Origin of the sequence: Rhodanobacter soli, assembly GCF_039523495.1 — a bacterium.
Classification (GTDB): domain Bacteria; phylum Pseudomonadota; class Gammaproteobacteria; order Xanthomonadales; family Rhodanobacteraceae; genus Rhodanobacter; species Rhodanobacter soli.
Map to the genome: position 1 here is coordinate 2,394,174 of NZ_BAAAFK010000001.1, position 18,600 is coordinate 2,412,773.

13 protein-coding genes are annotated in these 18,600 nt (G+C 65.5%); 8 read left to right on the forward strand and 5 right to left on the reverse strand.

Annotated features, from left to right (window positions below):
• The first annotated feature begins 29 nt into the window (after window positions 1-29).
• From ABD024_RS10945 to ABD024_RS10965, 5 genes are all read left to right on the forward strand, one after another.
• Window positions 30-1,412 carry a PhoH family protein gene (locus ABD024_RS10945; RefSeq protein ID WP_343852505.1) on the forward strand — a complete coding sequence of 461 codons (1,383 nt, stop codon included), beginning with the start codon at window positions 30-32 and terminating at the stop codon, window positions 1,410-1,412.
• Window positions 1,413-1,509: 97 nt separating this feature from the next.
• Window positions 1,510-2,607 carry a class I SAM-dependent methyltransferase gene (locus ABD024_RS10950; RefSeq protein ID WP_343852507.1) on the forward strand — a complete coding sequence of 366 codons (1,098 nt, stop codon included), beginning with the start codon at window positions 1,510-1,512 and terminating at the stop codon, window positions 2,605-2,607.
• A gap of 62 nt (window positions 2,608-2,669) precedes the next feature.
• A complete protein-coding gene (locus tag ABD024_RS10955) occupies window positions 2,670-3,623 on the forward strand; it encodes an aspartyl/asparaginyl beta-hydroxylase domain-containing protein (RefSeq protein WP_343852509.1) in 954 nt (317 codons plus the stop codon).
• A 57-nt stretch (window positions 3,624-3,680) separates the two neighbouring features.
• On the forward strand, window positions 3,681-4,586 hold the full coding sequence (sigJ, locus tag ABD024_RS10960; RefSeq protein WP_343852511.1) for an RNA polymerase sigma factor SigJ: 906 nt from the start codon (window positions 3,681-3,683) through the stop codon (window positions 4,584-4,586).
• 34 nt (window positions 4,587-4,620) lie between these two features.
• Window positions 4,621-5,076 (forward strand): carboxymuconolactone decarboxylase family protein, encoded by a 456-nt coding sequence (locus ABD024_RS10965; RefSeq protein ID WP_343852513.1) that lies wholly within the window; start codon window positions 4,621-4,623, stop codon window positions 5,074-5,076.
• A 91-nt stretch (window positions 5,077-5,167) separates the two neighbouring features.
• Here ABD024_RS10965 and ABD024_RS10970 read toward each other — a convergent pair whose 3' ends face one another.
• The 3 genes from ABD024_RS10970 to grxC form a co-directional block, all read right to left on the reverse strand.
• Window positions 5,168-6,181: an isocitrate dehydrogenase gene (locus ABD024_RS10970; protein WP_343852515.1), complete on the reverse strand. Its 1,014-nt coding sequence runs from the start codon at window positions 6,179-6,181 to the stop codon at window positions 5,168-5,170.
• Between the two features lie 195 nt (window positions 6,182-6,376).
• Window positions 6,377-6,757 (reverse strand): carboxymuconolactone decarboxylase family protein, encoded by a 381-nt coding sequence (locus tag ABD024_RS10975; RefSeq protein WP_343852517.1) that lies wholly within the window; start codon window positions 6,755-6,757, stop codon window positions 6,377-6,379.
• Window positions 6,754-7,017, reverse strand: a complete 264-nt coding sequence (grxC, locus tag ABD024_RS10980) for a glutaredoxin 3 (RefSeq protein WP_343852520.1) — start codon at window positions 7,015-7,017, stop codon at window positions 6,754-6,756. The genes ABD024_RS10975 and grxC overlap by 4 nt, the downstream gene beginning before the upstream one ends.
• Before the next feature lie 111 nt (window positions 7,018-7,128).
• Between grxC and ABD024_RS10985 the strand changes: the two genes are divergently transcribed.
• A complete protein-coding gene (locus ABD024_RS10985; protein ID WP_343852522.1) occupies window positions 7,129-8,751 on the forward strand; it encodes a M48 family metalloprotease in 1,623 nt (540 codons plus the stop codon).
• Window positions 8,752-8,867: 116 nt separating this feature from the next.
• On the opposite strand, the gene ABD024_RS10990 is transcribed toward ABD024_RS10985, so the two are convergent.
• Complete coding sequence (locus ABD024_RS10990) at window positions 8,868-10,550, reverse strand: ShlB/FhaC/HecB family hemolysin secretion/activation protein (RefSeq protein WP_343852524.1); 1,683 nt, start codon at window positions 10,548-10,550, stop codon at window positions 8,868-8,870.
• 44 nt (window positions 10,551-10,594) lie between these two features.
• A complete protein-coding gene (locus ABD024_RS10995) occupies window positions 10,595-15,784 on the reverse strand; it encodes a YDG domain-containing protein (RefSeq protein WP_343852526.1) in 5,190 nt (1,729 codons plus the stop codon).
• A gap of 711 nt (window positions 15,785-16,495) precedes the next feature.
• Here ABD024_RS10995 and phoB point away from each other — a divergent pair.
• Entirely contained in the window at window positions 16,496-17,185 is a 690-nt protein-coding gene (gene phoB, locus ABD024_RS11000; RefSeq protein ID WP_343852528.1) for a phosphate regulon transcriptional regulator PhoB, read from the forward strand.
• A gap of 73 nt (window positions 17,186-17,258) precedes the next feature.
• Window positions 17,259-18,527 (forward strand): phosphate regulon sensor histidine kinase PhoR, encoded by a 1,269-nt coding sequence (gene phoR, locus ABD024_RS11005; RefSeq protein ID WP_343852529.1) that lies wholly within the window; start codon window positions 17,259-17,261, stop codon window positions 18,525-18,527.
• Window positions 18,528-18,600 lie beyond the last annotated feature (73 nt).

Consider the following 18,600-nt stretch of genomic DNA (forward strand, 5'->3'; position numbering starts at 1 on the left):
CTTCCACCCACCAGCGAGGACACTTCCGCATGACCGGAAGCAAGCGCATCTACGCTCTCGACACCAACGTCCTGCTGCATGACCCGACCTCGCTGTTCCGCTTCGAGGAACACGACGTCTTCATCCCGATGACCGTTCTGGAGGAACTGGACGAAAAAAAGAAAGGCGCCTCGGAAGTCTCGCGCAACGGCCGCCAGGTCAGCCGCTTCCTCAACGAGTTGATCGAACTGGGCAAGCAGCACGACCTCGGCGACGGGCTCGAGCTGAGCAACCCGCAAGGCATCAAGCTCAAGCGCGGCGCCTCGGTGGGCCGGCTGTATTTCCAGCACCGCACCAGCAGCAACGGTCACGCCAAGGCGGACAACCAGATTCTGGCGGCGGTGATCGAACTGCGCGACCAGAACCCCGGCCGCGACGTCATCCTGGTCACCAAGGACATCAACCTCCGGATCAAGGCCAGCATCAACGGCATCGTCGCCGAGGACTACGAGAACGATCGCGCGCTGGACGATTTCTCCCTGCTCTACACCGGCTCCGCCCAGCTGCCGGAAGATTTCTGGGAGCGGCATCCGGAAGTGCGCTCGTGGACCGAACGCGGCCGCACGTTCTATGAAATGAATCGGCGCGAGGAGGATGACTGGCACCCCAACCAGTGCCTGTACCTGCCCGGCGAAAATGCGGTCGAGCTGCGCGTGCTGCACGTCGATGACACCAGCGCCACCCTGGTCCTGCTGGACGATCACTCGCACGCGAACCACCATGTGTGGGGCATCGGTGCACGAAACCGCGAGCAGAATTTCGCACTCAACGCGCTGATGGACCCGGACGTCGATTTCGTCACCCTGCTCGGCAACGCCGGCACCGGCAAGACACTGCTAGCGCTGGCCGCCGGCCTGGCCCAGGTGATGGACCAGCAGCGCTACCGCGAGATCATCATGACCCGCGCCACCGTCTCGGTGGGCGAGGATATCGGCTTCCTGCCCGGTACCGAAGAGGAAAAGATGACGCCGTGGATGGGCGCGCTGACCGACAACCTCGAAGTACTCACCAACCCCGAGGACGGCGGCAGCTGGGGCCGCCAGGCCACCAACGACCTGCTCGCCTCGCGCATCAAGATCCGCTCGCTGAACTTCATGCGCGGGCGCACCTTCCTCAACCGCTACCTGATCATCGACGAGGCGCAGAACCTCACCCCGAAACAGATGAAGACCCTGATCACCCGCGCTGGCCCCGGCACCAAGATCGTCTGCCTCGGCAACGTCGAACAGATCGACACGCCCTACCTCACCGAGACCACCTCGGGCCTCACCTACGCGGTGGACCGCTTCAAGAACTGGGCGCACTCGGCACACATCACCCTGCGCCGCGGCGAACGTTCGCGGCTGGCGGATTTCGCGGCGGAGACGCTGTAACGTCAGGGCCGTGGCAAGCCGCGGGGCCTGTCGCAAGCCGGCAGGCCCCGCCACTCCCGCGCCCCGTCCCCCAGCCATGCCCGACTGACGCCACCCCATGCCGCTGAAGAATTTCGCTTACCGTCACCGGCTTCCGGTCAAGCGCGCCATTGCATGGCTGGCACGCTCGCTGCCGGCGCCGGCTCGCCGCCGGCTGCTGGCTATGGCCGAGCGCGTCGCGTTCAGCGTCACCCCGCAATACCAGGGCGAAACGCTGCCGCCGATCTTCGCGTACTGGTCAGGGCACTTCCTGGCGCCGGACGCGCAGCGGCTGGGCATCGGCTCGCCGGAAAGCTTCTTCCTCGATCACATCCGGCGCAGTGCGACCGGCGCAAACGTACCCGTGCGCGTGCTCAGCGTCGGCACCGGCTCATGCGGCATGGAGATCGAACTGGCTGCACGACTGCACGCAGACGGCAGCGCGGTACACATCACCTGCCTCGACTTCAATCCCGCGCTGATGCGCCATGCCGCCGCCGCAGCGCAGGAACGCGGCGTCGATGCGCTGATGACGTTCGAGGCGCGCGACTGCAACCTGCCGTTCGCACTGCCCGTACAGGACGTGATCATCGTCAACCAGTTCTTCCACCACGTCACCGAGCTGGAGACCTTCTGCGGATCGCTGCGCCGTTCACTGGCTGCGCAAGGCGTGTTGCTCAGCTCCGACATCGTCGGCCGCAACGGCCACCAGCTATGGCCGGACGTGGAGACCGTGGTGCAGGAAGCATGGGCGACCCTGCCGGCGAACAAGCGCCACGATCGCCATTTCAATACGGCATCGTCGCGTTACCGCCCGATCAATCATGCCGCGTATTCCAACGAGGGCGTGCGCGCACAGGACGTCGTGGGTTGCCTGCTGGCCGAATTCGATTTCGAGCTGTTCTTCAGCTTCGGTGGCGCCATCATGCCGTTCGTCGAACGGCGGATCGGCTTCAACTTCGACCCGCAGCTGGCCGAAGACCGCGAATGGATTGACCACGTGCACACACTTGACACGGCCGCCCTCGCCGCCGGCCGCTACCCCGCCGCCAACATGATTGCCGCGCTGCGCCACAAGGGTGGTGTCGTACGGCCCGTGTTAGATCCGATCAGCCCGCAGCAGCACGTCGAGCTGACCCGGCAGCAGCAGGTGAAGGCCGTGGCAGCTTCGCGATAACGGCGGCAGTCAAACGAGTAGAATGCCGGTCTGACAGTCATTTCACGGTTGCAAGCGTCGACATGCTCCTCACCCCCCGCCTCGTCCTGCTGGCCCTGTTTGCCTTCTTCGCGTTGTGCGTGCTGCTGGTGCACCTGCGCGGGCGCGTGCGGCTGCGTTTCGACCGCCAGCTGGTCGACCACTCGGCGGTGTTCGCGCCGTACAACCTGCTGATGTATGCCTTTTCGGCGGTACCGGCCCGGCCCATCCTCGACCGCCGCGGCTTCCCGCAGCTCGACCTGCTGCAGGCGAACTGGCAGACCATCCGCGACGAGGCGATGCATCTGTTCGACGAAGGCTATATCCGCGCCGCGGCGAAGAACAATGACGCCAGCTTCAACAGTTTCTTCAAGCAGGGCTGGAAGCGCTTCTACCTGAAGTGGTACGGCGAGCCGCTCGCCTCGGCCGAGGCGCTGTGCCCGAAAACGGTGGAACTGCTCAACTCCATCCCCGGCATCAAGGCGGCGATGTTCGCCACGCTGGCGCCGAACAGCAAGCTCAACCCCCATCGCGACCCGTTCGCCGGTTCGCTGCGCTACCACCTGGGCCTGATCACCCCGAACTCGCGCGACTGCCGCATCTTCGTCGATGGCGAGGAACATGCCTGGGGCGACGGCAAGGACGTGGTGTTCGACGAGACTTTCGTGCATTGGGTGGAGAACAAGACCGACCAGACCCGGGTGATCCTGTTCGCCGACGTCGAGCGGCCGCTGCGCACGCGCTGGATGAGCGCGATCAACCATCGGGTCGGCGCGTTCATGGGCAGGATCACCGCCTCGCCGAACGATGACGGCGCAGCGGAGAAGACCGGTTTCGTGAACCGCCTGTACGCGCTGAGCCAGCGCAAGGGCGCCACGCACGCATGGAAGGCGGCGTTCAAACGTCGCCACAAGAAGCTTTACAAGGCCTGCAAGTACGTCGGCATCCTGCTGCTGGCCTGGCTGATCTTCCTGGCGCCGTGGCCGATCTTTCGCTGAGCGGTCACATCGCCTGATTCCCGTGCGTCCTTGTTGAAGACCTCAACGGAGAACGCCGTGGACCCGCAAACCGCCCTGTTCCAGCAGCATCGTTCGCGGCTGTTCGGCTTGGCCTACCGCATGCTCGGCACGCCCGTCGACGCCGAAGATGTGTTGCATGACGCCTGGCTGCGCTGGCACGCGCAGGATGTCGACGCGCTGGACGACCCGGAGGCCTGGCTGGTCACCGTGACCACGCGCATCGCACTCGATCGCCTGCGTCGCGCCAAGACCGAACGCGCGCACTATCCCGGGCCATGGCTGCCGGAGCCGCTGGCCACCGAATCCGAGCAGCCCGAGGTGCAACTGGAACGCGCCGAAAGCCTCACCCTTACCTTCCTTCTGCTGCTGGAGCGGCTGAGCGCGGAGGAGCGCGCCGCCTTCCTGCTGCGCGAGGTGTTCGATTACAGCCATGCCGAGACGGCCGCGATGCTGGAGATAAGCGAGGACGCCTGCCGCCAGCGCGTGCATCGGGCGAAGCAGCGGCTGCGCGAGGATCGACCGCGCCAGGCGATGCCGAACATCGACACCCAGCGGCGCCTGCTCGAACGCTTCATGCAGGCGCTGCAGCAGCCCGACATGCCCACGCTGCGCGCCCTGTTTGCCGAAGATGCCATGAGCGTTTCCGACGGCGGCGGCCTGGCGCGGGCCACCCTGCACCCGTTGCACGGCGCCGAGCGGCTGGCCCGGTTGTACATGCAGATTGCGCTGCAGCAGCAGCGGTACGGCGGCGTGCGCCACGAGATCCGCCAGCTCAACGGCACGCCGGCCCTGCTCGGCTGGCATGGCGACACGCTGATCTCGGCCAGCTGGATCGACGACGACGGCGAACGCATCACCGCGGTGCACGCCCTGCGCCACCCCGGCAAGCTCGCCCGGCTGGCCGCTGTCACGAAATCGACGACGCCCACGTCCTTGCATTGAACGGCCGCCCCGGCCGCCCCCCACGGAGAACCCCATGTCCCGTTTCAATGTCACCAGGCGCCCCGACGCCATCAAGCCGCTGCTCGCCCTGGGCGAATACGTCAGGAACTGCGGCCTGGAACAAAACCTGATCGAACTGGTGCTGATGCGTGCCTCGCAGCTCAACGGCTGCGCCTACTGTCTGGACATGCACAGCAAGGACGCCCGCGCCGCCGGCGAGACCGAACAGCGCCTGTACGTGCTGCAGGCCTGGCGCGAGGCGCCGTTCTACAGCGCGCGCGAACGTGCCGCGCTGGCCTGGTGCGAGGCGGTGACCCGGCTCGACCCGATCCATGGAGTGCCCGACGACGTCTACGAGCAGGCCCGCGCCGAGTTCGACGAGGCCGAGTTGATCGACCTCAACATGGCGGTCATCCTGATCAACAGCTGGAACCGCATCGCCATACCGTCACGAGCGGACGTGGGCAGCTACAAGCCGGCGAAGCACTGAATCGACCATGCCGTCCAGATCACCCGGTCACGCCTGACCCAACAAAAAAGCCGCGGAGCGACCGCGGCTTTTTTTGTTGACTCGCACCCACTCAGGCGGCGAGGCGTTTCACGATCGCATCGGCGAAGCTGTCGGTGCTGCCCTTGCCGCCCAAGTCCGGCGTCACGCTGTCGCGGTCGTTGGTCATGGTGTCGCGGATCGCCCGGCGCAGCCGGTCGCCCTTGGCCACCATGTCCAGGTAGTCGAGCATGTCGGCCGCGGCCAGCAGCAGCGCGCACGGATTGGCGATGCCCTTGCCGGCGATGTCCGGCGCCGAGCCGTGCACCGCCTCGAAGATCGCCGCGTGCTCGCCGATGTTGTCGCCCGGGGCCAGGCCGAGGCCGCCGACCAGACCGGCGCACAGGTCGGACAGGATGTCGCCGAACAGGTTGGTGGTGACGATCACGTCGAACTGCTCGGGCTTCATCACCAGCTGCATGCAGGTGTTGTCCACGATCATCTCGTTGAACTCGATCTGCGGGTATTCCTTCGCGATCTCGCGCGCCACGTTGAGGAACAGGCCCGAGCTGGTCTTCAGGATGTTCGCCTTGTGCACCGCGGTGACCTTCTTGCGGCCCTTCTTCACCGCCAGCTCGAACGCGTAGCGCACGATCCGGCTGCTGCCCCTGCGCGTGTTGCGTGCGACCGACTCGGCGATCTCGCCGTCGGCGGACAGGGTCTGCCCCTCGGAGCGGTACGCGCCTTCGGTGTTCTCGCGCACGGTGATGATGTCGATGTTCTCGTAGCGCGACTTGGTGCCGGGGAAGCTCACCGCCGGACGCACATTCGCGTACAGGTCGAAATGGCGGCGCAAGGTGACGTTGACCGAGGTGAAGCCACCGCCGATCGGCGTGGTCAGCGGGCCCTTCAGCGCCACCTTGTGCTCGGCGATCTTGTCCAGCGTGGCCTTGGGCAGCAGGTCGCCGTGCTTGTCCAGCGCGACCATGCCGGCGTCGACGAAGTCGTAGGAAAGGCCGCAGTCCAGCGCGTCGAGCACGCGCAGCGTGGCAGTCATGATCTCCGGGCCGATGCCGTCGCCGGGGATCACGGCAATCGTCTTGCTCATGGGGGAACTCCTTGAAACGAAAACCTGCAGGCGGCGCGCACGCATGGGGATGAGTACGTGCCGAAACCGGTCAATTATCGCCGATAAGCCCCCGCGCGAACAGGGCGAACGCCCCGCAAGACGTTGAAAATACTCGCACGCAGCATGGCAAAAAGCCGCAGGCGGCCGCGTTTCAGGCGGCCGTGGCAGCGGCGCTCAGGCGTGGTCGGCGCAGGCGGCCGGGGCGTTCCCGGCATCCGATTCGAGCTGGTCGAGCAGGTCCACCGCGCGGCGCAGGTGCGGGATCACGATCGAGCCGCCCACCACCAGGCCCACGCTGAATACCTCGAAAAACTCGTCGCGCTGCACGCCGGCGTCCTTGCACTGCGCCACGTGGTAGCTGATGCAGTCGTCGCAGCGCAGCACCATCGAAGCGACGAGGCCCAGCATCTCCTTGGTCTTCACGTCCAGCGCGCCGGCCTTGTAGGTCTGCGTGTCCAGCGCGAAAAAGCGCCGCACGACCTGGTTGTCCTCGGCCAGGATGCGCTCGTTCATGCGCTGGCGGAATGCGGTGAATTCGGCAAGCTTGTCGCTCATGCCACCTGCTCCAGCAACGCGGCCAGCTTGCCGCTGCGGTCGGCGGCCACGAGGTCGTCGTAGCCGCCCACGTGTTGGTCGTTGACGAAGATCTGCGGCACCGTGCGGCGGCCGCCGCTGCGCGCCAGCATCGCGTCGCGTTGCGTCGCGTCGGTGTCGATGCGCACCTCGGTCCACTCCAGCCCCTTGGACTTGAGCAGGTTCTTGGCCGCCACGCAGTACGGGCACGCCACGGTGGAATAGACCTCGATCTTGGGCATCACGACACTCCGCAACTTGGGAAAGGCCATCATCAAATGGGGTCGCGCGCCGGCAGCTCAAGCGGAACCGACACGGCAGGCCACGGTCACAATGCTATTGTCACCCACCTGATGAGCATGGCACCACGACGACTCGCACCGCGCCTGCTGACGGCGCTGATCACCGCCGGACTGGCTTGCGCCGCCGGCGCCCAGCAGGACGTGCGCCTGCCCGACCTGGGCAGTTCGGCGAACGCGCTGATCTCGCCGCAGGAAGCGCAGGATTACGGCGCCTCCATGCTGCGCCAGATGCGTGCGCTGGACATGGTGGTGGACGACCCGCTGCTGGACGACTACGTCAACGACCTCGGCTACCGGCTGGTCGCCAGCAGCGACAAGCCGAAGGAACACTTCGCGTTCTTCATCGTCAGGGACCAGGAAATCAACGCGTTCGCCGCACCCGGCGGCTACATCGCGGTGAACGCCGGGCTGATGACGATCACCCGCGACGAGAGCGAGCTGGCCGGCGTGGTCGCGCACGAGATCGGCCACATCACCCAGAATCACCTGCAGCGCGCGTTCGAGGATTCGAAGAAGGATGCGCCGCTGATGGCGCTGGTGCTGCTGGGCGCGATCGCCGCCGGCGCCAGCAGCCACAGCGGCGACGCGCCGATGGCGGTGCTGGCCGGCGGCCAGGGCCTGATCGCGCAGAAGTCGATCAACTTCACCCGCAAGGACGAGATCGAAGCCGACCGCGTCGGCATCCAGACGCTGGCCAAGGCCGGCTTCGACCCGAACGCGATGGCCGGCTTCTTCCAGCGCATGCAGGACGTCATGAGCGCCGGCGCCGGTGGCGAGGACGTGCCGGCCCTGCTGCAGACGCACCCGGTAACGACGATGCGGATCAGCGACGCGAAGGCGCGCGCCGACGCGCTGATCGCCGCGCAGAAGCTGCGCCCCTCCGGCAGCATCATGGACAAGTTGCAGTGGGAGAAGAACACCGCACCGATCGCGTTCGTGAAGGACCCCGCCACGCTGTTCCAGCCACCCGCCCGCGGCCACCTGGACAGCTACGCCCTGATGCGCGAGCGCGTTCGCGTGCTGGCCGGCGATGCGACCAAGCTGGCCACCTACTACAGCGCCAGCCTGCAGGCCCGGCAGGACTTCGACACGCCGGCGAACCACTATGGCTACGCGCTGGCGCTCACCCGCAGCGGCCGCGGCACCGCGGCGATCGAGCAGTTGCAGCCGTTGCTGCAAGCCCACCCGGAAAGCCTGATCCTGAAGCTGGCGCTGGCCGACGCCCGTCTGCAGGCCGGGCAGCGCGCCGCGGCCCTGGCGACGTATGCCGCGCTCAACACCCAGTCCCCACGCAATCGCGCCGTCGCGCTCGCCTACGCCAAGGCACTCACCGCCGGCGGCGACAAGGAACAGGCCCATCTCGCTGCCAACCTGCTGCGGCCCTTGCTGGACAATGCCAGCGAGCCGGAGATCTACAGCACCTACGCACGCGCCAGCGACAAGGCCGGCGACAGCGTGCGTGCCGGCGAGGCGTTCGCCGATGCCAGCTACTACTCCGGCCGGCCGTTCGATGCGATGGAGCAACTCAAGCGCCTGCTCAAGCGCGACGACCTGGATTACTACGCGCGGGTGCGCATCCAGGCGCGCATCGCCGAGTTGACCCCGCTGGTACTGGAGCTGCACAAGCGCAAGATCCAGACCGAGGACAATCCGGACGGCCGCAGTCAGGAATGATGCAAGGCGATGAACGCATGGCGAGGGCGGCACAGGCTGCCGGCCTACGCTGCGTCACCCGACAGGAACCGATGGACTGTTCTGTCCTCGCGAGCGTCCGGGGCGGGGCGACCGGCTCAGAACCCCTTGGCCACCTGCAACCACAACCGCGCCGAGCTGCGCTTGCCCAGCAGGGTCGGTGCGGTGCCCAGAGGCGCGGCCAGTTGCACCTGCGCCTGCCAGGCCCGCGTGCCGATCCAGCTGAAGCCCACACCGGCGCTGTGGAGATCGACGCGGTTGCGCCCGGCGGCCCAGGGATCGGCATTGATGCGCAAGCTGCCGTGGTCGACAAACACGCTGCCTTCGCAGCGGCCGGCGCAACCCCAGTTGAGATCGTGGCGCAGCTCCAGGGTGCCCAGCCAGCCACTGGAGCCGGCCACGCTGGCGACGTCGTAGCCGCGTACGCTACCCGGGCCGCCTAGCAGGAACTGCTCGGAAGTATCGAGGTTGCGGTTGCTGTGCTGGCCGCTGACGCTCGCGTACAGACGCGTGCCGGCGCTCAGCGACTGCAGTCGCGCGAGGCTGGCGTTCCAGTGCGTGTAGCTGCCCTGGGTACGTGCGGTTGCGGCATCGGCGGCAGCCGCCGCGGCAGCACCCTGATCGAAACCGAGCTGACCATGACCGAGGCTGAGGTTGGCGCTGGTGAAGCCGCCACCGGCCAGGTCGTCGCTGCGCTGACCATACACGCTGGCCGTCCAGTGATTGCTGTGGCGATCATTGCGCAGTGCGGTGGTATCGATGCGATCGCGCAGTTGCTTGCGGTCAAATTGCAAACGGACGTCCATACTGCTGCTGCGGGTACGCAGCAGCGGCTGCGCCAGCCATGCACTGGCGACCTGCGCGGTGCCGTGCGCATCCAGCGCATCCAGCGGGCCACCCAGCGCATAGGCCAGTGCCGAGTACGCCACGCCCAAGCGGGTGCCTTGACCATTGAGGGTGTACTGATAACCCAGCCGTCCGTAGCGCATGCCGTGACCGGCGGTGAACGCGCTGAGATTGAGCTGGTCGCCGTGATGCAGCGGGCTGTTGATGTCGAGGTTACCGCCCACGCGCATACGACCGGTGTAACGGCTGCCGGCATCGTCCACGACCAGGTTGCCCTGCATCAGAGGCGTGGCATCGGCGACCACACCCAAGGTCGAGGTACCGGCGGCAGCGCCAGGACTGAGCGTGGCGCGCGGTGAAACGCCCGGCAGTTCGCCGAGCAACAGCAGGCTGCGATCGAGCGGTGACTGCGTCACCACATCGCCAGAGCGCAACGGCGACAACGTGGCGCGCAACAGACCGTCGCTGACGCGGCTGCGGTTGTCCAGTTGCACCTGGTCGTAACGTGCCTCGACCACGGTGATATGCACGGTGCCATCGCTCAGCGTCTGCGCCGGCACCAGCGCGCGCGCCAGCGGATAGCCGTGGGCGTGGTAGTAGTCGGTGATGCGCTGCGCCAATGTGTTGAGTTCGGTCAGGGTCAGCGTGCGCCCTTCCCCATCAGCAACCAGCGCGTGCAGGGTGGCGCTGTCGAAGACAGTGTTGCCATCGAGCTGCAGGTGCGTCACCACGAACGGCGTGCTGTCGACGGCGGTGGACGAGGCTGGCGATTCGATCGCCAGGCCCGGTTTGGCCTGGGGTCGCTCCGACGGCTTCGGCTGCACTTGCTGCAGGATCTGGCCGCTGTTGGGAATCGCCTGCGCCAGCGCGCCCAGTGGCAAGGCGACCAAGGCCAGCGCCAGCGGCGAGAGATGGAAGCGGGAAGACACAGACATGCGGCGATCCTTGCGGTGGGCGGATAACGGGCGGAGGGAAAGGTTCACGGCAGACGTACCCCGCCGCCGACGACGCGTACATCCGGCGCACGCCGCGTGGCCACGCCGCTGTCCGGCGCCACCTCGTCCTGTTGCAAGCCGGCCACGACGGCGCCGACGACGGCGGGCACGCTGCTATTGGCCACCCGCAGCGCCATGGCATTGCCCGGTGCCTGCACAAATACATAGTTGACTGCGGACAAGCCGCTGCCGTCGATCGCGTACTGTCCGGCCGGACTGGCCGAGGTCGCTGGCGTACTCCATATCAGCGTCCCGTCGGTGGCATCGATCAGCGTATCGCCCCCGACCAGACCGGTCACCGCGCCACCCAGATCGCCCGGAATCTGGCCGGTCCAGAAGAAGGCGCCATCCGCACGATAGGTCAACGTGGCGGGCGTGATATCGGCGGTGGTACCGGCGGCGGTGTTGTAGCTGTAGTTGCCGGCATCGGCGCCGCTGGCGGCGATGTCACTGACGCTGACTACCTTCGCGGTACCGACGTGCTTGTCGGCGAAGCTGCCGGTGCCGGTGAAGACCACGGTGTCGCCGGCAAGGATGCCGCTGCTGGCCAGGCTCACCGCATCGGCGGTGCTGCCGTCGTAGATGCGGTCGGTACCGGTGGCATCGACCCTGATGCCGAGCTGGCTGATATCAGCCGTCGTGCTCGCCGTGGCGTTGTAGCTGTAGTTGCCGACGTCGGCGCCGCTGGCGGCGATGTCACTGACGCTGACTACCTTCGCGGTACCGACATGCTTGTCGGCGAAGCTGCCGGTGCCGGTGAAGCTCACCACGTCACCTGACAACACGCCGGCACTGGCCAGCGCGACCACATCCGCCGTCGTGCCGTCGTAGACCTTGTCGCTGCCGGTCGCGTTGACGGTGATGCCGAGTTGGCTGATGTTCGCGGTGGTGCCGGCGCTGGTGTCGGCCAGAAGGTAATTGCCGGCGTCGTCCCCGGCCAGGGTGATGCCGTTGATGGTGACGGTCTTGCCGATGGCCGCGTTCTTGTCGCTGAAGTTGGCGGTGGCGGTGCCCACGCTGAGGTCATCGCCAGCGATAATGCCGGCGAACAAGGTTCCGCTGAGGTCGAGCGTGGCGCTGGTGTTGCCGTCATAGATCTTGTTGAAGGCACCGAGGCCGGCGACGCTGGTGATGGCCTTGGCGAGGATGGTGCTGGTGATGTTGTCGATGTAGCTGATGGCATAGTTGCCGCCGCCGTTGCCATCGTTCGCGGTGACGCCGGAGACGGTGACGTGTTTGCCGGTGCCGGCGTTCTTGTCGGCAAAGCTGAAGCTGCCGCCGCTGAGGCTGTCGCCGCCGAACAGCATGCCGTTGCTGATGATGAGCGTGCCGCTGGCGGCGGCGGTGCCGTCGTAGGTTTTGCTGACGTCGCTGCTGGAGATCGTCAGCGCCGCCGGATTGATGGTCAGGGCGCCGCCGGTAAACATGATGTCGTAACCCATCTGACCGGAATACAGGCCGCTGTCCAGGGCATAGCTGCCGGCGTTGATGGCCGGGGCGGTGGTATTGGCGGTGCCGGATAGCAGGCCGGAATTGATGCTGCTTGATGGCAGCCATTGGCTCGGGTTCAGTGCGCCGAACGTGTAGTCGGTACTGCCAGAAAATGCAGTGCCGTTATAGGTTGTAGTGACATCATTGGTGGTGACGGACAGATTCGTCATGAAACTGCGCAGCAACGGTGTGGTGTGGCCTTCGTAGATGCGCCAGACGGCGTTGCTGCCACCCGTATTGGCGATATCCAGGTTACTGAAGCTGGCCAGCTGCATCATTTCGGCCGTGGTCAAGCCGGTCGCGCCGGTTGTATTGCCGCTGCCGATACCGGGCAGTCCGGCATTGGCGGTAGTGTTCCAGTAACTGTTGGTGATGGCGCTAAAACTAATGCCCACCAGTCCACCGACATTCGAAGTTCCCGTTACCGCTCCAGTCGAATAACTATTGCGGAGGGAGGCGCTGTAGACGAAGCCCACCAATCCGCCAATGGTATCCGCTCCATTGATCACGTCCCCGGTGGCATAGCTGTTGTTGATATCACCGTAGTGGAGCACCCCAGACAATCCGCCAAGATAGACGTTGGTGCCGTTCCCCGTTACCGCGCCCGTCGCGTAGCTATTGTCTATCGCGCTATAGATGTCGTCGCCGTTTGCACCAACCAGTCCACCTGCAGCATTGCCCGTTGCGGTCACGGTCCCGGTGTTATAGCTCGTGCTGATGCTGCCGTTGTTGGATCCAACCAGTCCGCCGACAGCATCCTTGCCCGTCACACTGCCATCGACCAATCCGACGTTGCGGATGGTGCTTCCCATGGTCCAACCGAATAGCCCCACATACTGCGTCGCAGGCAAGTTGATTGTCAGGTTGCTGATGGTGTGTCCCTGCCCGTCAAACGTGCCGGTGAATTTGGTGCCGCTATTGCCAATCGGCACAAAACCGCTGCTGCTCCACATATCGGAACCAACCCCGGCGACGGATCCTGTAACCGCGGCGTCGATGTTGCTCCCCAACGTGTAACTGGCCCCGAGGTTCATCGCCATCAACTGCAATTGGTGTGTGTTGCGGATGGTGGTGCTGTATTCGGACTGCAGGAACGGCCGGGTACCACCATCGAGCATGAACCATGCACCCGTGCCTGGAGTGAAATCAAAGCCGGTGTAAGCGCTTTGCCTGAAGGCGTAGTCAACGGCACCGGATTGGCTCGGATCGCTGGTAACGGCTGTGGTGCCGGGATCGACGTAGCCGTAAACACTCTCCGATTGACCGCTGCTGTAGCTATCCCAATAACTATTGGTGATAGACCCATAATTGTCTCCGACCAGCCCTCCAACCACATCACTGCCGCTGACCGCACCAGAGGCATACGATGCGACGATGGCTCCCGAACTGACTCCGACCAGGCCACCAACGTAATAATCGCCACTGACCGCACCCGTGGCATACGATCCCGTGGTCGTCCCCCTCCCACTGAAGAAATCGATAAAACCGATCAGGCCGCCCACCTGGGAGCCTCCCGTAACCGCACCTGTTGCATAACTGTCGGACAGTTCAACCGCCCGAAGCTGTCCGATCAAACCACCGACATTGGTCGCGCCGCTTGCGCTTACATTGCCCGTGGCATAGGAGTCGGAAACGGCTCCATAAAAACGCGCCTGCCCGATCAACCCTCCTACCAATTGGGACGTTCCGACCACTTCCGCGGATGAATGCGCCTGGGTGACGTAGCCACCGTTGTGGAGACCAATCAGACCGCCGACCCAGGAATAGCCGCCGACAGCTCCACTGGACCATGCGTTCGTGGTTGTGCCGCCTTGACTATTCGCCACCAGGGCACCGACGTAGGTCCGACCCGTGATGTTGCTGCCAGGCAGGCCAACATTGCGAATATCCGCGTTCGACGTTTGCGCGAACAGGCCAACTTCATTTTCGCTCGGGCGATTGACGGTCAGCGTGGATATGGTGTGTCCGAGGCCGTCGAAAGCGCCACTGAAATTGGTGCCGCTGCCGCCGATCGGATCAAAACCGGCGCCACCGTTCCAACTGCTGGTGGCGCTGGCGTCGATGTTCGCACCGAGCGCGTAATTGCCGGCCAGGTTGCCACCGACGCCCTGCAGGTCGGCGCCGGTAGCCGAACCCTCCGCGCCCAGGCGAGTGATGACCTGGTACGGCACCACCACGCCGTCGCTACCCAGCAATGTGCTGAAGTTGTTGCCTTCCGCGAGATCCACGGGCGCATCGATCTGATAGGTGGCCGTGTTGGCAGCGGCGACGGCGCCCTGGCCGTATTTCAGTGCCAGCTTGCCAGTGCCGGAGCCGAGCAGTGGCGCATTGATGGCGATGTTGCGTTCGGCATTGAGCGTGAACGTGTTGCCACTCCAGCTCACCGTGTCGTTGACGAAAATATCGCCATGGCCGCCCGCCGTACCCATGGACGCTGTCGCGATTTCAAAATCGTTGCTGGCAAGCGCACCACTCACGGCTGCGCCGGTCATGTTGCCTCCACTGCTGGCGATGGTGAAATCATTGGGGTCGATCAGCCATTTGCCGATCTGACCGGAAGCCGCAAGCGTCGTGACGTTGGCGTCGTTGGCCACATCGACGTACGCGGCCGAGGTTTCGATGAAACCGCCGTTGCCGCCATTCGGTGCCGACGCATCCAGCGTGCCGGCAACCTGTGTGGTGCCGGCGGCCATGCCACCGAGCAGCACGATTTTTCCGGCGCGGTTTTCGACCGTCTGCGCCTGGATGGTGCCGCTGTTGTTGACTACGCTGGCCAGCAGCGAATCTTTCGCGCCAGCACTCATCAGCACCTGGCCACCGTCGGCGACGATCAACTGCCGGTTGTCGGCCAGCGCGTTCAGCGTGCTCTTGTCCACCTGCAGGCTGAGCAGACGGTTGCCGTCGAAACTGAGCGTGACCGCGTTGCCGCCGGCCAGCGCTACGGTGCCGCCGGGCGCATTGAGCGTGCCCTGATTGGTCACTTGCGGCCCCAACAGGGCGACATAGCCACCCTTCGCGGCGTTTATCGTGCCCCGGTTGACGACGCTGCCACGACCGCTGTCGTTGCCGCCGAAATGGCGCGTGCCGCCGGCCAGTTGGCCGTCATCGATGTCCAGGGTGGAGGCAACCAGGCCGCCGACATTCACCTGCGCGCCCTGCCCGAACAGCACGCCGTTGGGGTTGATCAGGAACACCTGGCCGTTCGCGTTCAAGCGGCCGAGGATCACGCTGCCATTGGCGTCGGCGATGCGGTTGACCGCAATGGACTGCGCGTTGGGTTGCACGAAATTGACTGTGCTGTCCGCGCCGATGTTGAAGCTCTGCCAGTTCAGCGACAGGTTCTGGCTATGCTGGTTGATGGTGGTGGTCAGGCCGCTCTGGCTGATGTTGCCGCTGCCAACAGTGACTTGCCCACCGCTGGGGCTGGCTGTGCTGCTGACGATGGCTGTCGCGACAGGCGGCGTGGGCAATGCCATCCGCGGCATCGGCATCGCGGCGCTTATGGCCACCGGTGCGGCCGCCATGCCCAGCATCGGTGACAGACTCAACGGCAGCGCCGCCAGCCATGCCAGATGGCGCGCGCGGACCGTGCGACCCGCCTTGCCACGTCCGTGCGAAACCTCAGAGGCCACCACAAACACCTGACACGCCCGGTTCCAGACCAGACGGTAGCAACGATTCATAAACAGATCCCCTGATTTTTACGAACAAACTCGGCAGTACTGCCGGCGCAACGTGGATGCCGATGCGCGTTGTTGCATCGGCACTTCAATGGTCATCATCAAGGCAACGACCCTACGAATGATAGTTGCGGCACCAGCACTAATCGTGCCGCGATGTGAAATCCGCGGCGATGGGACTCGCGTCTGCTGCCATTCGCGCACGGCGCGATCTGAATTTGAGGCCGAATCTCGACCTGGACCCCACCTCCATCCGCCTCCGGATCGAGTCCCGTGGCAGGCTCTGAGCGTCAGCGCGACGCGTCGCAAGCGGAGAGCCACCATGAATGACCGCGGCTTTGATGAGCGGGGAAGTCGAAGACATCGCCAGCAAGACGCTTCGACTTCGATGGCTGATGCAAGCTACGCTCAGCACGAATGGACTCCACGAGCCGAGATTCGCCAACAATCAGGTGACTCGAAGCAAAAAAAATCAGCATGCCATCATGCAGGTGATGCCGAACAGACGCGAACTCTCGGTGGCGCCAAATAAAAGCCGGCGAACGTGCCACGCTCCGCAAGCATCGCTGACGGAGTCCTCGCTTCAAGCCCCTCCCCCGTCACGGCGGATGGCAGTGCCGTGACACGACCTAGACATCCACAAGGGCAATGTCACAGCGCGGTAACATGCATGCGCTGCAATACCTTCGTCATACACCACCGGCAGACCACGGCGTGCACAAACGCATCCTGATCGTTGAAGACGAGACCTCGATTCGCGAAATGATCGCCTTTGCCCTGCGCAAGGCCGGCATGGACGCGATGCAGGCGGCCGACGCCCGCGCCGCCCAGCTGGCGCTGGCCGAACAGGTGCCCGACCTGATCCTGCTCGACTGGATGCTGCCGGGCATGAGCGGCCTCGAACTGGCCCGACGCCTGCGCAAGGAAGAACTCAGCCGCGAAATCCCGATCATCATGCTCACCGCGCGCGGCGAGGAAATGGATCGCGTCAACGGCCTCGAGGCCGGCGTCGACGACTACGTGGTGAAACCCTTTTCCACCCGCGAGCTGGTCGCCCGGATCAAGGCCGTACTGCGGCGCAGCCAGGGCGACGACGGCTCCGGCGTGGTCGAACTGGGCGGCCTGCGCATCGACGGCCCGGCACACCGGGTGTTCGCCGGCGACGAGCCGGTGCCGATCGGCCCGACCGAATACCGCCTGCTGTACTTCTTCATGACTCATGCCGAACGCGTCTACTCGCGCACGCAGCTGCTCGACCACGTCTGGGGCGGCAGCGTGTACGTGGAAGAGCGCACCGTCGACGTGCATATCCGCCGCCTGCGCAAGACGCTGGAGCCGTGGAAGCTGGACGAGCTGGTGCAGACCGTGCGCGGCACCGGCTACCGCTTCTCGATCAGCACCTGAGCCGGCGCGGGCAAGCTTGCGGTATTCGCGGCTTTTGCCGATGCTGGCTCGCCTTCCACACTCCGGCGCCAGCATGACTCCGCCCTTCACGCCTTCCTGGAAACTGCCCGCGGCACTCGCCGCGGCGCTGTGCGCCGGCGCCGTGCTGGGCTGGCTCGTCGGTGGGCGCGTGGCGGCAGGCGTCGCCCTGGTCGCCGTGGCCGAAGTCGTCTTGCTGCTGACCCGGATCCGTCATCAAGCGCAGGCCATGATGGCCGCATCGACTGCCGTCAGCCCTCTCCAGCATGACCGCTTCATGACGCGTTCCCGCCGCATTGCCTCCTCCCTGCGCGATCTTCGCAACGCCGCCGGCCAGCTGCCGGATGCGGTGGTGCTGCTCGACCGGCAGCAGCAGATCCGCTGGTTCAACCACGCCGCCGAGAACCTGCTCGGGCTGCGCCGCCCGGATGATCGCGGCGCGTCGCTGCAGCAGCGACTTGCCGGCTCGGAGCTGGCCGCCTGGTTGCGCGACGGTGCGCACGAGCAGCTCACCGACGCCACCGCTCCCGGCCGGGCGGACAGCCAGCTCAATGTCAGCCTGCTGCCGTTCGGCGATCAGGAGCAGTTGCTGCTGGCGCACGACATCAGCCATCTGAACCGGCTCGAACAGGTGCGCCGCGACTTCGTGGCAAACGTGTCGCACGAATTGCGCACGCCGTTGACGGTGATCCACGGCTACCTCGAACTGCTCGACCCGGAGGACGTGCCCGAGCTGGCGGCGGTGCTGGGCGAGATGCGCACGCAGTCGAAACGGATGGGCCAGATCGTGGAAGACCTGCTGACCCTGTCGCGGCTGGAAACCCAGCACGAGGTCATCGACGAACGCGTGCCGATGGCGGCGCTGCTGGCCACTGTGCGCAAGGAAGCCGAGGCGCTCAGCCAGGGCCGCCATCGCATCGTGCTGGAATCCACCGCCGAGGCGGATCTGCTCGGCTCGCCGAAGGACCTGCACAGCGCGCTGTCGAACCTGGCCAGCAACGCGGTGCGTTACACCCCGGCCGGCGGCAGCATCACGATCCGCTGGCAACGTGAACCCGACGGCGCGGTGTATTCGGTCAGCGACACCGGCTTCGGCATTCCGGCCTCGCACCTGGCGCGGCTCACCGAACGTTTCTACCGGGTCTCCTCCAGCCGCTCGCGCGACAGCGGCGGCACCGGCCTGGGCCTGTCGATCGTCAAGCACGTGTTGAACCTGCACCGGGCACAGCTGCGCATCGAGAGCACGCCAGGCGTCGGCTCCACCTTCTCCTGTCATTTCGGCGCGGCCCGCCTGCTCACTCCCGGCAGCAGCGACGAAATCTGACGGCAGTCAGGCGCCACGCACTACCACCTGACGGCCACTCGATGACAACGCGCGGTACCCGGGGACATTGAAC